This window comes from Pseudoxanthomonas sp., from assembly GCF_051953815.1.
In the GTDB taxonomy this organism is placed as follows: Bacteria; Pseudomonadota; Gammaproteobacteria; order Xanthomonadales; family Xanthomonadaceae; genus Pseudoxanthomonas_A.
On sequence record NZ_JBQCIJ010000036.1, the window covers coordinates 165,586 to 182,665 of the forward strand.

The window sequence follows — 17,080 nt, forward strand, 5'->3', positions numbered from 1 at the left end:
TCGCGACTCTCCCCGATAGCCAGAAATCCGCACGTGTCCCAGGACTGGATTCTCGCCGACTGCCGGCAACCTTCCCCCGAACATCGCGAACGCGCCCGCGCGCGCCAGGACGAACTGACCAAGCCGCAGGGTTCGCTCGGACGCGTCGAAACCCTGGCGATCGAACTGGCGGCGTTGCAGCACCGGGATCGCCCGGTGGCGGCGCGGGTGCCGGTGATCGTGTTCGCCGGCGATCACGGCGTGGTGGCGCAGGGCGTTTCCGCGTTTCCCTCCGAGGTGACGGTGCAGATGCTGCACAACTTCGCCAATGGCGGCGCGGCGATTTCGGTGCTGGCGCGCGAACTCGGCCTGCCGCTGTCGCTGGTGGATGCCGGCACGCGGGCCACCCAGGCCATCGCCGGCGTGCATGTCGACAAGCCCCGCCACGGCACCCGCGACTTCAGCCTCGAGGCGGCGATGAGCGAGGACGAACTCGCGCATGCGCTGGCCGCCGGCCGTCGCGCCATCGAGGCGACGGACGAGGCGGATCTGTTCCTGTTCGGCGAGATGGGCATCGGCAACACCACCGCCGCCAGCGCGCTGGCCTGCGCGCTCGCGGATCTGCCGCTGGAGGAACTGGTCGGCGCGGGCACCGGCCTGCAGGGCGAGCGCATCGCCCACAAGCGGCGGGTGATCGCCGGCGCGCTGGATCTGCACCGGCCGCATATCGCGGCCAGCGCCGTACCCGCGCGCGAGGCGCTGCGCCGGGTCGGCGGACTGGAAATCGCCGCGATGGCCGGCGCGATGATCGCCGCCGTGCAGCGTGGCGTGCCGGTGCTGGTGGACGGCTTCATCGTCTCGGCGGCGGCGCTGGCCGCGGTCGCACTGCAACCGCAGGTGCGGCCGTGGCTGCTGTTCTCGCATCAATCGGCCGAACGCGGCCACGCGCGGGTGCTGGCGGCGCTGGCGGCGCGTCCGCTGCTGCAGCTGGATCTGCGCCTGGGCGAAGGCAGCGGCGCGGCGTTGGCGCTGCCGTTGCTGCGACTGGCCTGCGCGCTGCACAACGGCATGGCGACGTTCGCCGAGGCCGCGGTGTCCGGACGCGAAGACACCCCATGATCCTCGATCTGGTGCGCCACGCCTCGACCGGCCGCGCCGGGCATTTCGACGGGCGCACCGATCCGCCGCTGTTGCCCGGCGCGGCCGACGCGGTCTGCGGCGGTTGCGCCGGGATGGCGTGGTCGCGGGTGATCAGTTCACCGCGCCAACGCGCGCGGGACACCGCGCAGGCGCTGGCCGGCGCGCAGGCAGTGCCGGTGGAGATCGTCGAAGACTGGGCCGAATGGGATTTCGGCGACTGGGACGGCCGGCATCGCGATGCGGTCGCGGTGGATGAAGCTTCGCGCCGCGCGTTGCAGGCGTTCTACCAGGATCCCGGCGCGAACCCGCCGCCGAACGCCGAACCGTGGGCCGCGTTCGAAGCGCGCATCGAACGCGCCCTGCGCGCGCTGGCCGCGCAGGACGACGCGTTGCCGGTGCTGGTGGTCAGCCACGCCGGGCCGCTGCGGTTGGCGCTGGCGCTGGCCTGCGGGTTGCCGCTGGCGTCGCTGTGGGCGGTGCGCATCGACTACGGCACCCGCCTGCGACTGCGCGTGCGGACCGATGCTGCGGATCGCCTTTGGGGCGAACTGATTGAAGTGAGGCAGGCATGAGCGTGCGCAAACTGATCCTGGCGGTGCAGTTCCTGACCCGCCTGCCGACGCCGCAGCTGCGCGACTTCCGCGAAGAGGAACTGAGCCGCACGGCGGTGTACTTCCCGCTGGTGGGCGTGCTGATCGGTGCGCTGGTGGCGCTGCCGCTGTGGGCACTGGATGCGCGGCCGTGGCTGGCGGGCCTGCTCGCGCTGATCGCGTGGGTATGGGTGACCGGCGCGCTGCACCTGGACGGGCTCGGCGACGTGGCCGACGCGTTCGGCGCGGCGCACCGCGATCCGCGGCGGTTCCTGGAGGTGCTGAAGGATCCGCACATGGGCGTGTTCGGCGTGGTCACGATCGTGCTGCAGGTGCTGGCCAAGTTCGTGCTGCTGGCCGAACTGGCCGGCGGCGCCTGGCTGTGGGGCGTGCTGCTGGTGCCGGCGTGGGCGCGTTGGGCGACCACCCTGCTGTGGAGCCGCTGGCTGCCGCCGCTGCATGCGGGGATGGCCGAACGCTTCGCCTGGTATCGCAACGAAGGCGCGTACTGGGACTGGGCGTGGGGCGTGGCGCTGGCGGCGATCAGTGTGTGGCTGGCGCCGCCGCTGCTGATCTGCGTGCTGCTGGCGCCGCTGACCGCGTGGTACTGGAAACGCCGGCTGGGCGGGATTTCCGGCGATTGCCTGGGCGCCAGCACCGAAGTGCTGGAAACCCTGCTGCTGCTCGCATTGGCGCTGGCGCCGGCGACCTGGCGCCTGTTCTGAGGCCGGCGGCTCAGTCGTCCTGATCGCCGCCCGGCGAATCGAACAGGTTCATCGCCGGCGCGCCGCCGTCATCGTCCTGGACGTGGGTGGTCGTCACCGGCGCGGCGGCGGGACGGCCGCGCGGCGGCGGCAACAGCGCGGCGGCCGCGTCGTAGGCCACCAGCAGTTCGCCGCGGCGTTCCTCCGGCAACTGCTGCCAATGGCAATCCAGCAGCGCGCCTTCCAGCGCGTACAGCAGATTGAGGCTGGGACGGAAACCGGCGCGCTTGACCCGCATGAAGGCCTCGACCGATCCCACCGCCACCAGATCCTCCTGCGTGCGCAGGCCGACCTGGCGCAGCCAGGCCGCCGACTTGGGGCCGATGTTGCGCATCTTGGCGGTGCTGATGCTCATGCCAGCGCCTCCACGAAGATCCCGGCGACCGTTTCCAGCCCGCGCTGATCCTCTTCGTCGAAACGCGCCAGGCGCGGGCTGTCCAGATCGAGCACGCCGATCAGGCGATCCTGCTTGACCAGCGGCACCACCAGTTCCGAGCGCGAAGCGCTGTCGCAGGCGATGTGGCCGGGGAACGCGTCCACGTCCTCGACGCGCTGGGTCTGGCGGGTGCGCGCGGCCGCGCCGCAGACGCCCTTGTCCAGGGCGATGCGCACGCAGGCCGGCAGCCCCTGGAACGGGCCGACCACCAGTTCGGTGCCATCGTAGAAATAAAAGCCGGCCCAGTTGAGGTCGGGCAGCGTGTGGTAAATCAGCGCCGACAGGTTGGCGGCATTGGCGATGCGATCGCTTTCGCCACTGAGCAGGGCGCGCGCCTGGGCGGCCAACTGCGCGTATTGTTCCGGTTTGCTGCCGGTCAGGGTCTGGCTGGTGAAGGACATCGCTGGATTCTAGCCCGAACCCGCGAGGGACCCGGGCACCGGGAAATGGATGGATTGATGAAGAGAACGTGATGACGGGCCAAAACAGGACGTCGTCACGGGGCTGGCGGTGGCGGCGGTCGATGGGCTGGCAATCGCGGGCCCGCCCGCTACCATCCCCGGTCCAGCGCCGCGGGCGCATCGGAACCTTCAACGGATGCAAAGCTTCTTCGTCACCGGCACCGATACCGGGGCCGGCAAGACCTTCGCCAGCACCACCCTGCTGCATGCCCTGCGCGGACGCGGTCACCGGGCCATCGGCATGAAGCCGGTCGCCAGCGGCTGCGAACGCGCCGCGGACGGCTGGCGCAACGAGGATGCGCTGGCCCTGCTGGCCGCCAGCGAACCGCGTCCCGCGTATGCGGATCTCAATCCCTACGCGCTGCCCGAACCGCTGGCGCCGGAAATCGCCGCGCGCGAAGCCGGCGTCACCCTGGCGTTGCCGCCGATCGTCGCGGCTTACGAACGTCTGCGGGCGCAGGCCGATGTGGTGGTGGTGGAAGGCGTGGGCGGCTGGGCGGCGCCGCTGTCGGCCTCGCTGGATCAGCGGGATCTGGTGCGCGCGCTGCGCCTGCCGGTGGTGCTGGTGGTGGGCATGCGGCTGGGCTGCCTCAACCACGCGCGCCTGACCGTGCGCGCCATCCGCGCCGATGGCGCCGAACTGATCGGCTGGATCGCCAACGAGGTGGATCCGGACATGGCGCGGCGGGACGAGAATTTCGAATTGCTGAAGGCGCGCATCGAGGCGCCCTGTTGGGGGCGGCTGGCGCATCGCGCGCCGGTGGATCCGGCGGCGGCGGCGGGGCAGGTGGTGTTGCCGGGTTAGATGGGCTGCGCCTGGCCGGGAAGGGGCGATGCCTGTGTTTGGAGAAGCGGATTTCCAGCAAGCGTGGAATCCGGCGAAGAGCGCCCCCATCCGCCTTCGGCACCTTCCCCCGCAGGCGGGGAACGGGACGCCGGGCATAAAAAAGGCCCGGCAGCGGGAGGCGCTTGCCGGGCCGGATTGCGCGGCGGGAGGGGAGTCCGCGCAAATTTCGGAGAGAGCTTTGAAGCGGGTTTACGAGTATTACTTGGCGGCCTTGGCAGCCTTGGTCGCCTTGGCCACGGTGGCCTGGACGTTGTCGGTGGCGGCTTCGTACTGGCTCTTGGCCAGCTGGCCGAAGGCTTCACCGGTCTTCAGCGCCAGACCGAACACTTCCTGGCCGGCGGCGACGAGGCGCTCGGTGTTGTCCTTGGCGATCTGCACGCCCTTCGGCCACAGGGTCTTGTAGCTGTCGAGATCACGCACTTCGGCCAGCTCGCCGAAGAAGGCGGTGGTGGCGTCGACGTTCTTCTCGAAGGTCTTCAGCTGGACGCCGAAGATGGTTTCGGCGCTTTCCAGGGCCAGACGGTTCGCGCGGGCAGCGGCCGCCGCGAACTGGTGCGTGTAGGTGCTGAACTGCTCGTTGAACTGGGCGGACATGGTGCACTCCAAAAGGGAATACGAGGATGTTGCGGCGCAGCATATCGATGTCTTTGTTGCGGTGCAATAACAGGCGTATGGTTTTCCGACGAACGGTCAGTCCCCGTTAAAAATCAGCCGCTTGCGAGCGAAAGCTGAATAGGGGGCGGGACCGCGCGAAGCCGCCGACGCGCGCGGTTCCGCGGCGTCGTCGCCCGCACCGGCGCGGTGCAACCGGCCGCCCGCCTTCGCCCGCCCACGCCCGTTCATCGTCCGGACCGCGCACGGCAAACGGGCCACCCTCGGGTGGCCCGTGCGAAGTGCTCCAGGGTTCGAGCGGCCGGGGACGCGCCGCCGGACGACGTGCCGCCGGACTCAGCCGCGGTAGCGGCTGCCGGCGGTGCAGGTCTCGTGGACCACGACCTCGCTCAGCCCGGGCAGGCTCGGCTTGAGCTGTTCCCAGATCCAGGCGGCCAGCCGCTCGCTGGTCGGATTCTCCAGGCCCGGGATGTCGTTGAGGTAGTGGTGATCCAGGCGGTCGTAGATCGGCTTGAACGCCGCCTTGATGTCGGCGAAGTCCATCACCCAGCCGGTGTGCGGATCGATCTCGCCGGACACGCGCAGTTCCACCCGGAACGAGTGCCCGTGCAGCCGCGCGCACTTGTGCCCTTCCGGCACGTTGGGCAGGCGGTGGGCGGCTTCCAGGGTGAAGATCTTGAAGATGTCCATGGCGTGATTCTAGGTCGGTAGGAAGGACCGGGCGAACGCGGCCCGATCAGGACCGCGGCTGGCGGCCACCGCCATTGCGCTGCTGGCCGTGTCCCTGGCCCTGGCGACGGCCGCCGCCGCCGCCGTGCTTCTTCGGGCCGGCGTGGGCGTGGCGCGGGGCTTCGCCGTGCGGACGACGGGTGTGCTTGCGCGGGGCCTTGTTGCCGGCGGGACGCTCGTCCTGCCGGGCCTGCGAGTTGCCCCAGCGGATCGGCACCTGCGGCTCGAAGCCGGGCACTTCCACGATGTCCAGATCGCGCTTGAGCATGCGGTTGATCTGGCGCAGCAGCTTGGCCTCGTCCTGGGCGACGATCGAGATCGCCTCGCCCTGCGCGCCGGCGCGGCCGGTGCGGCCGATGCGGTGCACGTAGTCCTCGGCGACCATCGGCAGGTCGAAGTTGATCACCCGCGGCAACTGGTCGATGTCGATGCCGCGCGCGGCGATGTCGGTGGCGACCAGCACGTTGACCCGGCCGGCCTTGAAGTCGCTCAGCGCGCGCAGGCGCGCGCCCTGCGACTTGTTGCCGTGGATGGCGGCGGCGCGCACGCCGCTTTTTTCCAGGAACGTCGCCAGCTTGTCGCAGCCGTGCTTGGTGCGGCCGAACACCAGCGTCTGCACGCGGCTGTCGGCGGCGAGCAGGTGCAGCAGCAGTTCGCGCTTGCGGCCGCCGTCGACCGGATGGACGCGGTGGGTGATGGTGTCGGCGACGGTGTTGTTCGGGGTCACCTGCACCTGTCGAGGCTCGTGCATGAACTCCAGCGCCAATTCGCGGATCGGATCGGCGAAGGTGGCGGAGAACAGCAGGGTCTGCCGGTTCTGGCGCGGCAGCTTGGCGAGGATGCGCTTGATCGAGGGCAGGAAGCCCATGTCGAGCATGCGGTCGGCCTCGTCGAGCACCAGCACCTCGATGCCGGACAGATCCACGCTGCGGCGTTCGATGTGGTCGATCAGGCGGCCCGGGCAGGCGATGACCAGGTCCACGCCGCGACGCAGCGCGTCGAGCTGGTTGCCCATGCCGACGCCGCCGTAGATGGTGGTGCTGGGAATGCGCAGGTACTTGCCGTACGCGCGCAGGCTGTCATGCACCTGCACGGCCAGTTCGCGGGTCGGGGTGAGGATCAGCGCGCGCGGCTTGCGGCCGCCGCGCGGCGCGACTTCCTGCGGGGTGCTCGCCAGGTACTGGATCAGCGGCAGGCCGAACGCGGCGGTCTTGCCGGTGCCGGTCTGGGCGCCGGCCAGCAGGTCGTGGCCGGCCAGCGCGAGCGGGATGGCCTGGGCCTGCACGGGGGTGGGCTCGGTGTAGCCCTGTTCGTCCAGCGCGCGCAGCAGGGCCGGCGCGAGGCCAAGGGATTCAAACGTCATTGCGGAGTACTCCAAAGGCGGCGGACGCCACCCGCGCCGACGACGCGCGGTCAGGCGCGGCGGCGATGGCGGATCGGCCGTTTACCCGTAGCGTTCCCTGGAAACCGCGCTGCGAGAGGGGAAAAGGCGGAAGGCGCCACATGGCGACTCCGGGTTTGCGCAGCGAAAGCAGTCGGAGTGGGGCGGATGCGGGACCGCGGAGGGACCGGCATCGGCGGACCGTTGGGGAAACGAACGGCCGCTGGCAAACGGCGCGCACTTTAACCGATTCCGGGGCCCAGCGGGGTTTTCCGCGTCCGGCCGGCGCCCGCGCCATTCAGGGACAAGGAACGCCGGACGGGGCCGATATACAATAAGCCCCTGTTTTGCCGAGTGGCCCTCTCCATGAGCCTGCGCGTACTGCGTCACAACGGACAGCCCGTTGTCCCTGCGAACCGCGGGGACGCCACGTCCGGGGACGGCCCGGCGCTGGGCGACTGCGCGCGCTGCCAGGTCCGCCATCTGGCGGTCTGCGCGGCGCTGCCGCTGGACCAGGCGCAGATGCTGGAGACCCTGGCCGGCGACATTCCGCTCAAGGCCGGCGAAGTGCTGGCGCGGGAAGGCGATTCCCGCCGCGAGGTGTTCACCGTGACCGCCGGCGCGCTGCGCCGGATCCGCCTGCTGGCCGATGGCCGCCGGCTGGTGGCCGGTTTCCTGATGCCGGGGGATTTCATCGGCTTCAGCGGCGCGACCCACTACCGCCATTCGATCGAAGCGATCATCGACAGCGAACTGTGCGCGTTCACCATGCAGGACATGCGCACGCTGTGCGCGCGTTACCCGGAGCTGGAGCGCGAACTGCTGGAACGCGCCTGCGTCGAACTGGACGCCACCCGCGACAACCTGATGTCGCTGGCGCGGATGACGCCGCTGGAGCGGTTGGCGTCGTTCCTGCTGGACATGCATGCGCGTCGCCGCCGCCAGGGTTACAGCGGCGACGAGGTGGTGCTGCCGATGTCGCGCACCGATATCGCCGATTACCTGGGCCTGACCGTGGAGACGGTCAGCCGCAGCTTCACCCGCCTGCGCCAGGACGGGCTGATCGCCACCGACGATCCGCATCGGGTCGCGCTGAAGGATCGCAAGCGCCTGGCCACGTTGGCCGAGATGCGCGAGTAAGCGGACGCTTTCGGCCTTCCGGGGTGTTGCGGTGCCTGTCCGGATCGAATCTTGACGGCGGTTGGAGCGGAATCTGCTTCCTCGCGCCGCCCGCGTTCGCGGAGCGGCAATGTTTTCGCGCGCGACGCACGGTGCGTGTGAGGCGGAGCCGGAGGCCCTTCAGTCGGCGGGCCAGAGTCGGCCGTCGATGAGGCGGTAGGTTTCATGCACGACGCCGGCGGGCAGCGGCGCGTGGGTGATGATCAGGACGCTGCGATGAGTGGCGGCCGCGGCGATATCGCGCATCAGCGCGTCGGCGGTGTCCTGGTCCAGCCCTTCGGTGGGTTCGTCGAGCAGCAGCAGCGGCGCATCGCGCAGCAGTGCGCGCGCCAGCGCCAGCCGCCGGGCCTGGCCGGCCGAGAGGGTGGCGCCGCTTTCGCCGACCCAGCCGTCGAGGCCGTCGTTCCAGCCGCGCACCAGCGCGTCCAGGCGGACCTGCGCCAAGGCCCGCCACAGGCGCGCGTCGTCGGCATCGGGATCGCCCATCCGCAGGTTCTCGCGCACGCTGCCGGCGAAGATCGGCGCCTCCTGCGGCAGCCACGCCAGCCGCGCGTGCCAGCCGGCGACGCGGAATCCGCGCAGATCCCCGCCGCCGTAGGACAGGCGTCCTTCGAGCGGATCGCGCAGGCGCAGCAGCAGCGCCAGCAGGGAGGATTTTCCGGCGCCGCTGTCGCCGCGGATGGCGATGCGCCGGCCGGGCGCCAGCACCAGATCGACGCCGTCCAGCAGGCGGCGGCTTTCGCCGGGCCAGGCGAAAGCGAGTTTCTCCAGCACCAGCGCGCCTTCCGCCGGTACGTTCACCGGCTGCGCCGGCTCGCGCACGTCCGGCGACGGCATCACCACGTCCCGCAGCCGCTGGATGGATGCGCGCGCGGCACGCCAGGCCTGCCACGCGATACCGATGCCGGCGGCGGCCTCCAGCAGGGCCAGGGTCATGAAGAACAGGCCGGCCGCGACCGGCGCCTCCAGCCGGCGCGCATCGACGGCGTCGAACAGCAGCCAGCCCAGCAGCGGCAGCAGCGCCGCCGCCAGCAGTCCGTGGATCAGCACACCCTGCGCGAGCCGTTGCTTGCGCCGCCGTTCCTGCGCGGACAAGGTCGCGGCATCGGCGTCGACGCGCGCCAGCCAGCCTTCCGTCGCGTCGAGCGCGGCTAGATCGCTGGCGCCCTCCAGGCCTTCGAGCACCGTATAGCGCAAGCGCGCGCGCTTCGGCGCGTTCGCTTTCCAGCGCGCCCGCGCGCGCCTGGATCGCCCAGGGCGTGGCGAGCGCGATCAGGGCGAACGCGAGGGCCAGCAGCAGTCCCGCGGCCGGCAGCAGCCAGAACGCGATCGCGGTGCCGAGCGTCAGTACCGCCGCCAGTGACGCCAGCGGGCCGATCGCGCGTACCAGCAGGCCGTCGACCGCTTCGATGTCGGCGACCAGCCGCGCCAGCAGATCGCCGACGCGATAGCGGCCCAGGCCCAGCGGCGCCAGCGGCAGCGCGCGGCGGAAGAACCACACCCGCAGATCCCGCGCCAGCGCCAGGGTGACGTCGTGACCGACCAGCTTTTCCGCGTAGCGCGACAGGATGCGGGCGAAGGTGAAGGCGCGGATGCCGGCCGACGGACCGAAGAAGTTGAAGCCGATCGCCGCCGAGCCGGCCAGCGCGGCGGCGGTGAGGAAATGGCCGGCCAGGCCGAGCAGCCCGGTGCCGGCGAGCAGGGTGATCAGCAGCAGAAGCAGGGTCAGCGCGATGCCGCGCGCATGCCGGCGGAACACCGCGCGCAGGTTGTCCGGCGGTGCGCTCATGCCGAGGCCTCCGGTGTATGCGCGTGCGCGTTGTCCAGATCCAGCACGCGACCGATCATCCGCATCGCCGCCGGACTGTGGGTCGCCATCACCAGCGTGCGGCCGCGGGCGAAATCCGCCAGCGCGCGCAGCACGGCCTGCTCGGTCTCGGGATCCAGGAAGGCGGTGGGTTCGTCCAGCAGCAGCAGCGTGGGCCTGCGCAGGAACAGCCGCGCCAGCGCGACCCGGCGCGCCTCGCCGCCGGACAGGCCGAAGCCGCGTTCGCCGATTGGCGTATCCAGGCCCTGCGGCAGGCGACGGGCGAAGCGCATCACCTGGGCCGCTTCGGCGGCGGCCAGCAGTTCCGCGTCGCTGGCCTCCGGCGCGGCGATGCGCAGGTTGTCCGCGAGCGTGCCCTGGAACAGGAACGGCCGCTGTGGCGCGTAGCCGATGCGCGGCGGCGCGTCGTAGCGGATCGTTCCGGCGGCGGGCGGCAACCAGCCGGCCAGCGCCTCCAGCAGCGTGCTCTTGCCGCCACCGCTGGCGCCCACCAGCGCGAGGTGCGCGCCGGCGTCCAGGGTGAAGGACAGATTCCGCAACACCAGCGGCGCGTCCGTGGCGGGACGCAGCGCCAGTCCGTCCACCCGCAGCGTCGGCGCCGGCGCGTCCTTGTCGCGGGCGTCCAAGGGAAGCGATACCGGGGGCTCGTCGGCGTCCTCCAGCAGCCGCGCCATCTCGCCGGCCGCCGCCAGCGCCGCCGCGCGATCGTGGTAGTGCGCGGCCAGTCGTCGCAGCGGCGCGTAGAACTCCGGCGCCAGCAGCAGGCAGAACACGCCGGTCGCCAGATCCAGCGGCGCGCCGCGCACGCCGAGCATGCCCAGGTAGGTGAGGCCCAGATACAGCGCGATCATCGCCACGCTCAGCGAGGCGAAGAACTCCAGCACGGTCGAGGACAGGAAGGCGATGCGCAGGACCTTCAGGCTGCTGCGGCGCAATCCCTCGGCCGCCTGTTCGATGCCGGCCAGCTCGCGATCACCGCGTCCGTACAGGCGGATCAGGCCCAGCCCGCGCAGGCGATCGGCGAAATGACCGCCCATCCGCGCCAGCGCCTGCAATTGCCGGCGGCTGGCCGCTTCCGCGCCCCAGCCCACCAGCATCATGAACACCGGCGCCAGCGGCAGGGTGAGCAGCAGGATCAGGCCGACCACGCGATCCGCCCAGAACGCGGCGATCAGGATCAGCAGCGGCACCGCCACCACTTCCAGCCGCACCGGCAGGAATCCGCCGATGTAGCCTTCCAGCGCGTCGACATGGCCGCCGAGGGTTTCCGCCAGTTCGCCGCTGCGCTGGTGGCGCAGCCAGCGCGGGCCGCGCGCCAGCAACCGGCGCGCCAGCCGCGCACGCACCCGCAGGCGCACGGTTTCCACCGCGTCGTCGGCCAGCCGCCGCGCGATCCAGCCAAGCACCGCGCGCAGCACGCCGATCGCGGCCAGACCGGCCAGCAACGGGCCCACCGCACGCGCCGGCGCGTGCGCGACGAACACCCGCTGCATTGCCTGCGCGATCAGCAGGGCCTGCGGAATCAGCAAGGCGCCGGCCAGCACCGTGCACAGGCCCGCGCCGCGCAGCCGCCCCGCGCCGGGCGCGGCGAAGGCCTTCAGACGCTGCGCGGCCGTCGGCGCGCCGGCTTCCGTCGCGGCGTTCATGCCGGCAGGGTGCGGCAACCCAGCGCGCTGAGCAGGCCGTGCAGCGCGGGCGCGTGCGCCAGCCAGGGACCGGCCAGGGTCAGCAGGCCGGCGAACAGCACGATCATCGCCGCGCCGATGCGCGCGCCCGGGCGTTGCAGCCAGCGGCCCATGCGCGCGCCCGACCAGGTCAGCGGCACCATCATCGGCAGCGTGCCCAGGCCGAAGGCGAGCATGGTCAGCGCGCTGTCGCGCGCGTTCGCCTGCAACCACGCGGCGGTGAGCAGGCTCAGGCTGAGTCCGCACGGCAACCAGCCCCACAGCATGCCCAGCGCGATCCGGCGCCAGGCGCGATCGGCCGGCAGCAGGCGCGATTGCAGGGGGCGCAGCCACTGCCACAGCCGCGCGGCCGGACGCGACAGGAACTGCAGGCGCGCGCGCCGATCCAGCAGGCGCAATGCGACCAGCACCAGCACCACGCCCACCGCCATGCGCAGGCCCAGCGCGAGGTTCTCGAAGCGGAGTACTTTCAGCAGGCCGCCGCCGAAGCCGCCGACGACCGCGCCGGCCAGCACATAGCCGCCCACCCGACCGAGGTTGACCTGCAACGCCGCGCCCCAGCCGCGTTGCGGACTCATCGCGGAAAAGCCGGTGGCGATGCCGCCGCACATCGCCGCGCAGTGCACGCCGCCCAGCAATCCGCTCAGCAGGGCGGCGAGCAGGGTGAGGCCATCAACCGGCATCGCCGCGTTCCGTGCCGCGTCCGGTGTCCGTGGCCGGCGCCTTGGGATCGTTTTCCGGCGCCGTCGCGGTCGACGCCCGCGCGGGCCCGCGCGCATCGTCATCGTCGAGGATGTCCAGCGCCGGGGTATCCAGATCGTCGAACTGCCCGCGCCGCACCGCCCAGATGAAGGCGGCGACCGCGAGGCCCAGCAGCACCAGGCTGATCGGGATGAGCATCAACAGGATGGTCATGGCGTGGACTTGTTCGTGGGCACGCGGGTCAGGCGCAGGGCGTTGGCGGTGACCAGCAGCGAGGATAGCGCCATTCCCAGCGCGGCCAGCCAGGGCGTGACCCGGCCGGTGGCGGCCAGCGGCAGCGCCAGCACGTTGTAGGCCAGCGCCCAGGCCAGGTTCTCGCGGATGATCCGGCGGGTGCGGCGGGCCAGATCCACGGTGGCCGGCAGGCGCGAGAGCGAGGTGCCGGTCATCACCAGATCCGCCGCGCGCTGCGCCAGCGGCGCGCCCTGGCCCATCGCCACCGAGACATCCGCGCCGGCCAGCACCGGCGCGTCGTTGATGCCGTCGCCGACCATCGCCACGATGCGGCCCCGCGCCTGCAGTTCGTGCACGAAGGCGAGCTTGTCCTCCGGCGCCTGCCGCGCGCGCGGATCGGCAATGTCCATTTCCTCGGCGAAACGCCGCACCGGCGCCTGTCCGTCGCCGCTGGCCAGGTGCACGGCGAAGCCCTGCGCGCGCAGCGCCGCCAATGCCTCGACCGCGTCGGGCCGCGCGGATTCATGCAGCGCGAAGCGGGCGACGCCGCGTTCGCCATCGCCCAGCCAGATGGCGCCGTCGTCGTCGCCACCAAACACGAAATCGGCCCGGCCCAACCGCCATGACTGGCCGTCGATAAGGCCCTGCACGCCACGGCCGGTGACGGTCTCGACCTGCTCGGCATGCAATGGATCCGCGCAGGCCTGATCCGCGGCGTCTAGAAACGCCGACGCCAGCGGGTGGCCGCTGTCGCGCTCCAGCGCGGCAGCCAGTGCCAACGCGTGCGAACGACCGAAGCCGTCCAGGCTCTGCGCTTCCACCCGCAAGGTGCGGGGATCGCTGAGCGTGCCGGTCTTGTCGAACACGATGTCGCTGGCGCGCGAGAGCGTGTCCAGCGCGTCGGCGCGGGTCGCCAGCACGCCCAGTCTGGCCAGGGTGCCGTGCGCGGCGGCCAGGGCGGCCGGCACCGACAGCGACAGCGCGCAGGGACAGCTGATCACCAGCAGCGCCAGGGTCACCTCGAAGGCGCGCGCGGGATCGTGGAAATGCCAGAACGCATACACGGCCAGGGCGGCCAGCAACAGACCCGCGACGAAGCGGCCGCCGATGCGATCGGCCGCGCGCGCGATCGGCGGGCGATGCGCCTGCGCCTGATCCACCAGCCGCGCCAGCTGCGACAGGCGGGTCGCGCTGCCGACGTCGGTGACCCGCAATCGAGCCGGATGCTCGCGGCACACGGTGCCGGCGTAGACCGCGGCGCCGGCGCGCTTGTGGATGGGATGCGATTCGCCGGTCAGCAGCGCTTCCTCGAACACCGCGTCGGCATCCAGCAGCACGCCGTCGGCGGGCACGTTGTCACCGGCGGCCACCCGCACCACGTCGCCGCCGGCGAGGCTGCCGACCGGCACCGATTCGCGGCTGCCGTCGTCGCGCTCGCGGGTGGCGAAGGCGGGACGCGCGCGCGCCAGCGCGTCGACCTGGGCGGTGGCGATGTTGCGCGCGCGCTGTTCCAGCATGCGCGCGGCCAGCAGCAGGAACACGAACATCACCGCCGCGTCGTACCAGACATGCACGCCGCCGCGGATGGTTTCCACCAGGCTCGCCAGATAGGCCAGCAGGGTGGAACCGGCAATCAGCGTGTCCATGCCGAGATGGCGTTCGCGCAGTTCCCGCCATGCGCCGGCCAGGAACGGCCAGCCCGAATAGAACACCACCGGCGTGGACACCAGGAAGGTCAGCCAGCGGAAGAAATCGCGGGTGGGCACCGGCATGGTCCGGTCCACGTCCAGGTACAGCGCCTCGGCGAACATCATCGCCTGCAACGCGCCCAGCCCGGCGATGCCCAGCCGCAGCAGCCAGCGCTTGCGCTCGTCCAGGCGCGCGCGTTCGCTGGCTTCTCCACCGGCCAGATAGGGCCGGTAGCCGAGCATGGACAGCCGGTGCAGGATTTTCGAGAGCGCGGCGCGTCGCGGATCCCAGGCGATGCGGATGCGTCCGGTCACCGCGTTGGCGGTGCTGTCGAGCACGCCTTCCTCGCGCGCCAGCGCGCGATCGATCAACCAGGCGCAGGCGGCGCAGCGCATGCCGTCGGTGAGCAGGATGATCTCGCGCCCGCCGGTGACCGGATGGCTGTGCTCGGCCTGGAGTTCCTCGCGATCCCAGATGCCGAGATCGACCGGTTCGGCGTCGACGCGTCCGGCGGCGGCGCTGCGCAGGCGGTAGTAGCTGCCCAGATCCGAATGGCGGATCCATTCGGCCGCCGCCGCGCAGCCTTCGCAGCAGAAACCCGCGGTCTGGCCGTCCAGCGGACGCAGCACCGGTGCGGCTGGCAGGGCCTCGCCGCAGTGATAGCAATGCGGCGAAGGCGCCGTCGCGGTCACGAGGCGGCGTCGTCCTGCAACGAGGGCGCCAGGTGCACGGCGCGCTGCGCCTTGGGCAGGCGGCCGCGCAGGCGCCATTGGCCATCGGCCGGGCCGAGCTGCACCTTCCACGCGTGCGAGGCGTCCACCGCTTCATCCAGGCGCCAGCCGTTGCCGGCCGGCGGCAGCCGCAGGCGGCGATCTTCCTCGGCCCGGGTGGGATGTTGCAGGTGCAGTTCCAGCGGCGCGCGGCGATCGAATTCGCCGTTGACCGGAATGACTTCCACCACGCCCGCGTCCACTCGCAGCACCGCCGCCAGCTTCATCGCCTGCGCGCGCTGGTCCGGGCCCAGATCGGTGGTCTGGATCTGCGCCATGCGATCGACCTTGTCGGTGACCGGATCGGCGCCGCCGGCGCGCACGGAGATGTAGACCAGGCCGAGCCCGGCGACGATGGAGGCCAGCGGCAGGCCGATCACCAGCCACATCGCCGGAATGCGCCAGAGGGGAACCTTGGGTTGCGGGGTCATGGGATGGGTCCGAAGTAGCTGCTTTCGACGATCTTGGTCGACACGCCGTCCTCGCGCTCGACGCGGATGCGGATGGCATGGCGGCCGGCGACGCTGGAGGGCGCGGTTGCGACCAGCGGCAGCGACAGCACTTCCTCGGCGTCGGCCTCGACCTGCCTGTCCCCGCCGGCCAGGGTGATGCCGGCGGTATCCGACTCCAGCACGACGCGGTAGCGGTGCGCCCGCTGGTCCTTGTTGACCAGCTTGAGCGTGTAGCTGTTCTCGATGCGGCCGCCGCCGACATCGCGGTACAGCGCGTTGCGATCGCGCAGGACTTCGGCGATGACGTCGCTGCGATGGGTCACGCCCCAGCCCCAGGCGGCGAGCAGCGCCAGCAGGATCGTGCCGTAGACGAACACGCGCGGACGCAGCACGCGGGTGCTCTTGCCGTCGATGGCGTTCTGGGTGGAATAGCGGATCAGGCCGTTGGGATAACCCATCTTGCCCATCACGTCGTCGCAGGCGTCGATGCAGGCGCCGCAGGCGATGCACTCGTACTGCAGGCCGTTGCGGATGTCGATGCCGGTCGGGCAGACCTGCACGCAGATGGTGCAGTCGATGCAGTCGCCCAGTTGATCCGGGGCGAACTTCGGCAGCGGCTCGGCGTGCGCGCCGGCGCCGGCGAAGGTGATGGTGCCGCGCGCCTGCAGGCGGTTGTCGGCCGCGGTGGGGTGCTGGTACGCGCGGAACACGTAGTCGTAGGCGGTGGCCTTGTCGAGCAGGCCGCGTGCGCGCTCCAGCACGCTGCCCAGGCCGCGCTTGCGCGGGCCGCGCGGTTCGCCGCGCATCGGGTCGTAGGCGATGATCAGGGTGTTGCGGTCGAACATCGCGCTCTGGAAGCGCGCATACGGGCACATGTACTTGCACACCTGTTCGCGCAGGAAGCCGGCGTTGCCCCAGGTGGCCAGCGCGTAGAACAGCACCCAGAAGGTTTCCCAGCCGCCCCAGTCCAGCGGCGCGCGCGCGGCCAGATCGCGGATCGGGGTGAAGAAGCCGACGAAGGTGAAGCCCGTCCACAGCGCGAACAACAGCCAGATCGTGTGCTTGCCGCCCTTGCGCAGGATCTTCTGGCCGTTCCAGGGACCGGCGTCCAGCTTCATCCGCTGGCCGCGGTCGCCCTCGGTCCAGCGCTCCATCCACAGGAACACTTCCGTCCACACCGTCTGCGGGCAGGCGTAGCCGCAGAACAGGCGCCCGGCCAGGGTGGTGAAGAAGAACAGCGCCATCGCCGCGATGATCAGCAGCAGCGCCAGGAACAGGAAATCCTGCGGCCAGAACGACAGGCCGAACACGTAGAACTTGCGCGCAGGCAGATCGAACAGCACCGCCTGGCGGCCATCCCAGCGCAGCCACGGGAACACGTAGAACATGCCCAGCAGCCAGAACACCGCCGCCACCCGCAGGCGGTTGAGGCGGCCGGAGACGTCGCGCGGATAGATCTTGCGCTCGCTGACGTACAGCGAATTGCCCTGGTCGTCCACCACGTCGATGGGGATCTGCCGGCTCATGGCGACACTCCGTTGCGCGGGGCGGGCTGGGATTTGCGGTGGAGCGGAATCGGAACGTTCATGGCTTGGCTTCGCC

General features: G+C 71.3%; 16 protein-coding genes and 1 pseudogene. 5 read left to right on the plus strand and 12 right to left on the minus strand.

The features are described 5' to 3' along the window. Positions 1 to 33 precede the first annotated feature (33 nt). From cobT to cobS, 3 genes are read left to right on the plus strand one after another with little or no spacing between them, the layout of a single operon-like run. On the plus strand, positions 34 to 1,098 hold the full coding sequence (gene cobT / locus ACTHN1_RS10110; RefSeq protein ID WP_440470817.1) for a nicotinate-nucleotide--dimethylbenzimidazole phosphoribosyltransferase: 1,065 nt from the start codon (positions 34 to 36) through the stop codon (positions 1,096 to 1,098). Then, on the plus strand, positions 1,095 to 1,691 hold the full coding sequence (locus tag ACTHN1_RS10115; RefSeq protein WP_440470818.1) for a histidine phosphatase family protein: 597 nt from the start codon (positions 1,095 to 1,097) through the stop codon (positions 1,689 to 1,691). The genes cobT and ACTHN1_RS10115 overlap by 4 nt, the downstream gene beginning before the upstream one ends. Beyond that, entirely contained in the window at positions 1,688 to 2,434 is a 747-nt protein-coding gene (cobS, locus tag ACTHN1_RS10120) for an adenosylcobinamide-GDP ribazoletransferase (RefSeq protein ID WP_440470819.1), read from the plus strand. Before ACTHN1_RS10115 ends, cobS begins: the two co-directional genes overlap by 4 nt. 10 nt (positions 2,435 to 2,444) lie before the next feature. Here cobS and ACTHN1_RS10125 read toward each other — a convergent pair whose 3' ends face one another. Both ACTHN1_RS10125 and ACTHN1_RS10130 read right to left on the minus strand, forming a co-directional pair. Beyond that, the gene (locus ACTHN1_RS10125; protein WP_440470899.1) at positions 2,445 to 2,822 is read right to left on the minus strand and encodes a TfoX/Sxy family protein; all 378 of its coding nucleotides are present in this window, start codon (positions 2,820 to 2,822) and stop codon (positions 2,445 to 2,447) included. A gap of 2 nt (positions 2,823 to 2,824) precedes the next feature. Then, positions 2,825 to 3,310, minus strand: a complete 486-nt coding sequence (locus ACTHN1_RS10130; protein WP_440470820.1) for a GAF domain-containing protein — start codon at positions 3,308 to 3,310, stop codon at positions 2,825 to 2,827. Positions 3,311 to 3,506: 196 nt separating this feature from the next. Between ACTHN1_RS10130 and bioD the strand changes: the two genes are divergently transcribed. Continuing rightward, on the plus strand, positions 3,507 to 4,175 hold the full coding sequence (bioD, locus tag ACTHN1_RS10135; protein ID WP_440470821.1) for a dethiobiotin synthase: 669 nt from the start codon (positions 3,507 to 3,509) through the stop codon (positions 4,173 to 4,175). 240 nt (positions 4,176 to 4,415) lie between these two features. On the opposite strand, the gene ACTHN1_RS10140 is transcribed toward bioD, so the two are convergent. The 3 genes from ACTHN1_RS10140 to ACTHN1_RS10150 all read right to left on the minus strand — a co-directional run bounded on the left by ACTHN1_RS10140 (position 4,416) and on the right by ACTHN1_RS10150 (position 6,921). Further along, positions 4,416 to 4,811, minus strand: coding sequence for a phasin family protein (locus ACTHN1_RS10140; protein ID WP_183640850.1), 396 nt, complete (start codon positions 4,809 to 4,811; stop codon positions 4,416 to 4,418). 354 nt (positions 4,812 to 5,165) lie between these two features. Further along, complete coding sequence (gene queD / locus ACTHN1_RS10145; RefSeq protein WP_440470822.1) at positions 5,166 to 5,519, minus strand: 6-carboxytetrahydropterin synthase QueD; 354 nt, start codon at positions 5,517 to 5,519, stop codon at positions 5,166 to 5,168. 46 nt (positions 5,520 to 5,565) lie between these two features. Beyond that, positions 5,566 to 6,921, minus strand: a complete 1,356-nt coding sequence (locus ACTHN1_RS10150) for a DEAD/DEAH box helicase (protein WP_440470823.1) — start codon at positions 6,919 to 6,921, stop codon at positions 5,566 to 5,568. Between the two features lie 384 nt (positions 6,922 to 7,305). Here ACTHN1_RS10150 and ACTHN1_RS10155 point away from each other — a divergent pair, with 384 nt between their 5' ends. After that, on the plus strand, positions 7,306 to 8,079 hold the full coding sequence (locus ACTHN1_RS10155; protein ID WP_440470824.1) for a Crp/Fnr family transcriptional regulator: 774 nt from the start codon (positions 7,306 to 7,308) through the stop codon (positions 8,077 to 8,079). 159 nt (positions 8,080 to 8,238) lie between these two features. Here the strand turns inward: ACTHN1_RS10155 and cydC are convergent. The 7 genes and pseudogenes from cydC to ACTHN1_RS10190 all read right to left on the minus strand — a co-directional run bounded on the left by cydC (position 8,239) and on the right by ACTHN1_RS10190 (position 17,004). Beyond that, a pseudogene (gene cydC, locus ACTHN1_RS10160) lies at positions 8,239 to 9,907 on the minus strand (thiol reductant ABC exporter subunit CydC). After that, a complete protein-coding gene (gene cydD, locus ACTHN1_RS10165) occupies positions 9,904 to 11,592 on the minus strand; it encodes a thiol reductant ABC exporter subunit CydD (RefSeq protein WP_440470825.1) in 1,689 nt (562 codons plus the stop codon). The pseudogene cydC and the gene cydD overlap by 4 nt, the downstream one beginning before the upstream one ends. After that, complete coding sequence (locus tag ACTHN1_RS10170) at positions 11,589 to 12,314, minus strand: sulfite exporter TauE/SafE family protein (RefSeq protein ID WP_440470826.1); 726 nt, start codon at positions 12,312 to 12,314, stop codon at positions 11,589 to 11,591. The genes cydD and ACTHN1_RS10170 overlap by 4 nt, the downstream gene beginning before the upstream one ends. Then, positions 12,304 to 12,546, minus strand: a complete 243-nt coding sequence (gene ccoS / locus ACTHN1_RS10175) for a cbb3-type cytochrome oxidase assembly protein CcoS (protein ID WP_440470827.1) — start codon at positions 12,544 to 12,546, stop codon at positions 12,304 to 12,306. Before ccoS ends, ACTHN1_RS10170 begins: the two co-directional genes overlap by 11 nt. Next, the gene (locus tag ACTHN1_RS10180; protein ID WP_440470828.1) at positions 12,543 to 14,948 is read right to left on the minus strand and encodes a heavy metal translocating P-type ATPase; all 2,406 of its coding nucleotides are present in this window, start codon (positions 14,946 to 14,948) and stop codon (positions 12,543 to 12,545) included. The genes ccoS and ACTHN1_RS10180 overlap by 4 nt, the downstream gene beginning before the upstream one ends. After that, positions 14,945 to 15,457, minus strand: a complete 513-nt coding sequence (locus ACTHN1_RS10185; RefSeq protein ID WP_440470829.1) for a FixH family protein — start codon at positions 15,455 to 15,457, stop codon at positions 14,945 to 14,947. The genes ACTHN1_RS10180 and ACTHN1_RS10185 overlap by 4 nt, the downstream gene beginning before the upstream one ends. Next, positions 15,454 to 17,004 (minus strand): 4Fe-4S dicluster domain-containing protein, encoded by a 1,551-nt coding sequence (locus ACTHN1_RS10190; protein WP_440470830.1) that lies wholly within the window; start codon positions 17,002 to 17,004, stop codon positions 15,454 to 15,456. The genes ACTHN1_RS10185 and ACTHN1_RS10190 overlap by 4 nt, the downstream gene beginning before the upstream one ends. Positions 17,005 to 17,080: the final 76 nt, after the last annotated feature.

What these genes read in the sequence shown, in the direction of transcription:
- cydD (WP_440470825.1), bottom strand. Translation starts at nt 11,592, where the DNA reads ATGAACGCCGCGACGGAAGCCGGCGCGCCGACGGCCGCGCAGCGTCTG.
- ACTHN1_RS10190 (WP_440470830.1), bottom strand. Translation starts at nt 17,004, where the DNA reads ATGAGCCGGCAGATCCCCATCGACGTGGTGGACGACCAGGGCAATTCG.
- ccoS (WP_440470827.1), bottom strand. Translation starts at nt 12,546, where the DNA reads ATGACCATCCTGTTGATGCTCATCCCGATCAGCCTGGTGCTGCTGGGC.
- ACTHN1_RS10130 (WP_440470820.1), bottom strand. Translation starts at nt 3,310, where the DNA reads ATGTCCTTCACCAGCCAGACCCTGACCGGCAGCAAACCGGAACAATAC.
- cobS (WP_440470819.1), top strand. Translation starts at nt 1,688, where the DNA reads ATGAGCGTGCGCAAACTGATCCTGGCGGTGCAGTTCCTGACCCGCCTG.
- queD (WP_440470822.1), bottom strand. Translation starts at nt 5,519, where the DNA reads ATGGACATCTTCAAGATCTTCACCCTGGAAGCCGCCCACCGCCTGCCC.
- ACTHN1_RS10170 (WP_440470826.1), bottom strand. Translation starts at nt 12,314, where the DNA reads ATGCCGGTTGATGGCCTCACCCTGCTCGCCGCCCTGCTGAGCGGATTG.
- ACTHN1_RS10115 (WP_440470818.1), top strand. Translation starts at nt 1,095, where the DNA reads ATGATCCTCGATCTGGTGCGCCACGCCTCGACCGGCCGCGCCGGGCAT.
- ACTHN1_RS10150 (WP_440470823.1), bottom strand. Translation starts at nt 6,921, where the DNA reads ATGACGTTTGAATCCCTTGGCCTCGCGCCGGCCCTGCTGCGCGCGCTG.
- ACTHN1_RS10140 (WP_183640850.1), bottom strand. Translation starts at nt 4,811, where the DNA reads ATGTCCGCCCAGTTCAACGAGCAGTTCAGCACCTACACGCACCAGTTC.
- bioD (WP_440470821.1), top strand. Translation starts at nt 3,507, where the DNA reads ATGCAAAGCTTCTTCGTCACCGGCACCGATACCGGGGCCGGCAAGACC.
- ACTHN1_RS10185 (WP_440470829.1), bottom strand. Translation starts at nt 15,457, where the DNA reads ATGACCCCGCAACCCAAGGTTCCCCTCTGGCGCATTCCGGCGATGTGG.
- ACTHN1_RS10155 (WP_440470824.1), top strand. Translation starts at nt 7,306, where the DNA reads ATGAGCCTGCGCGTACTGCGTCACAACGGACAGCCCGTTGTCCCTGCG.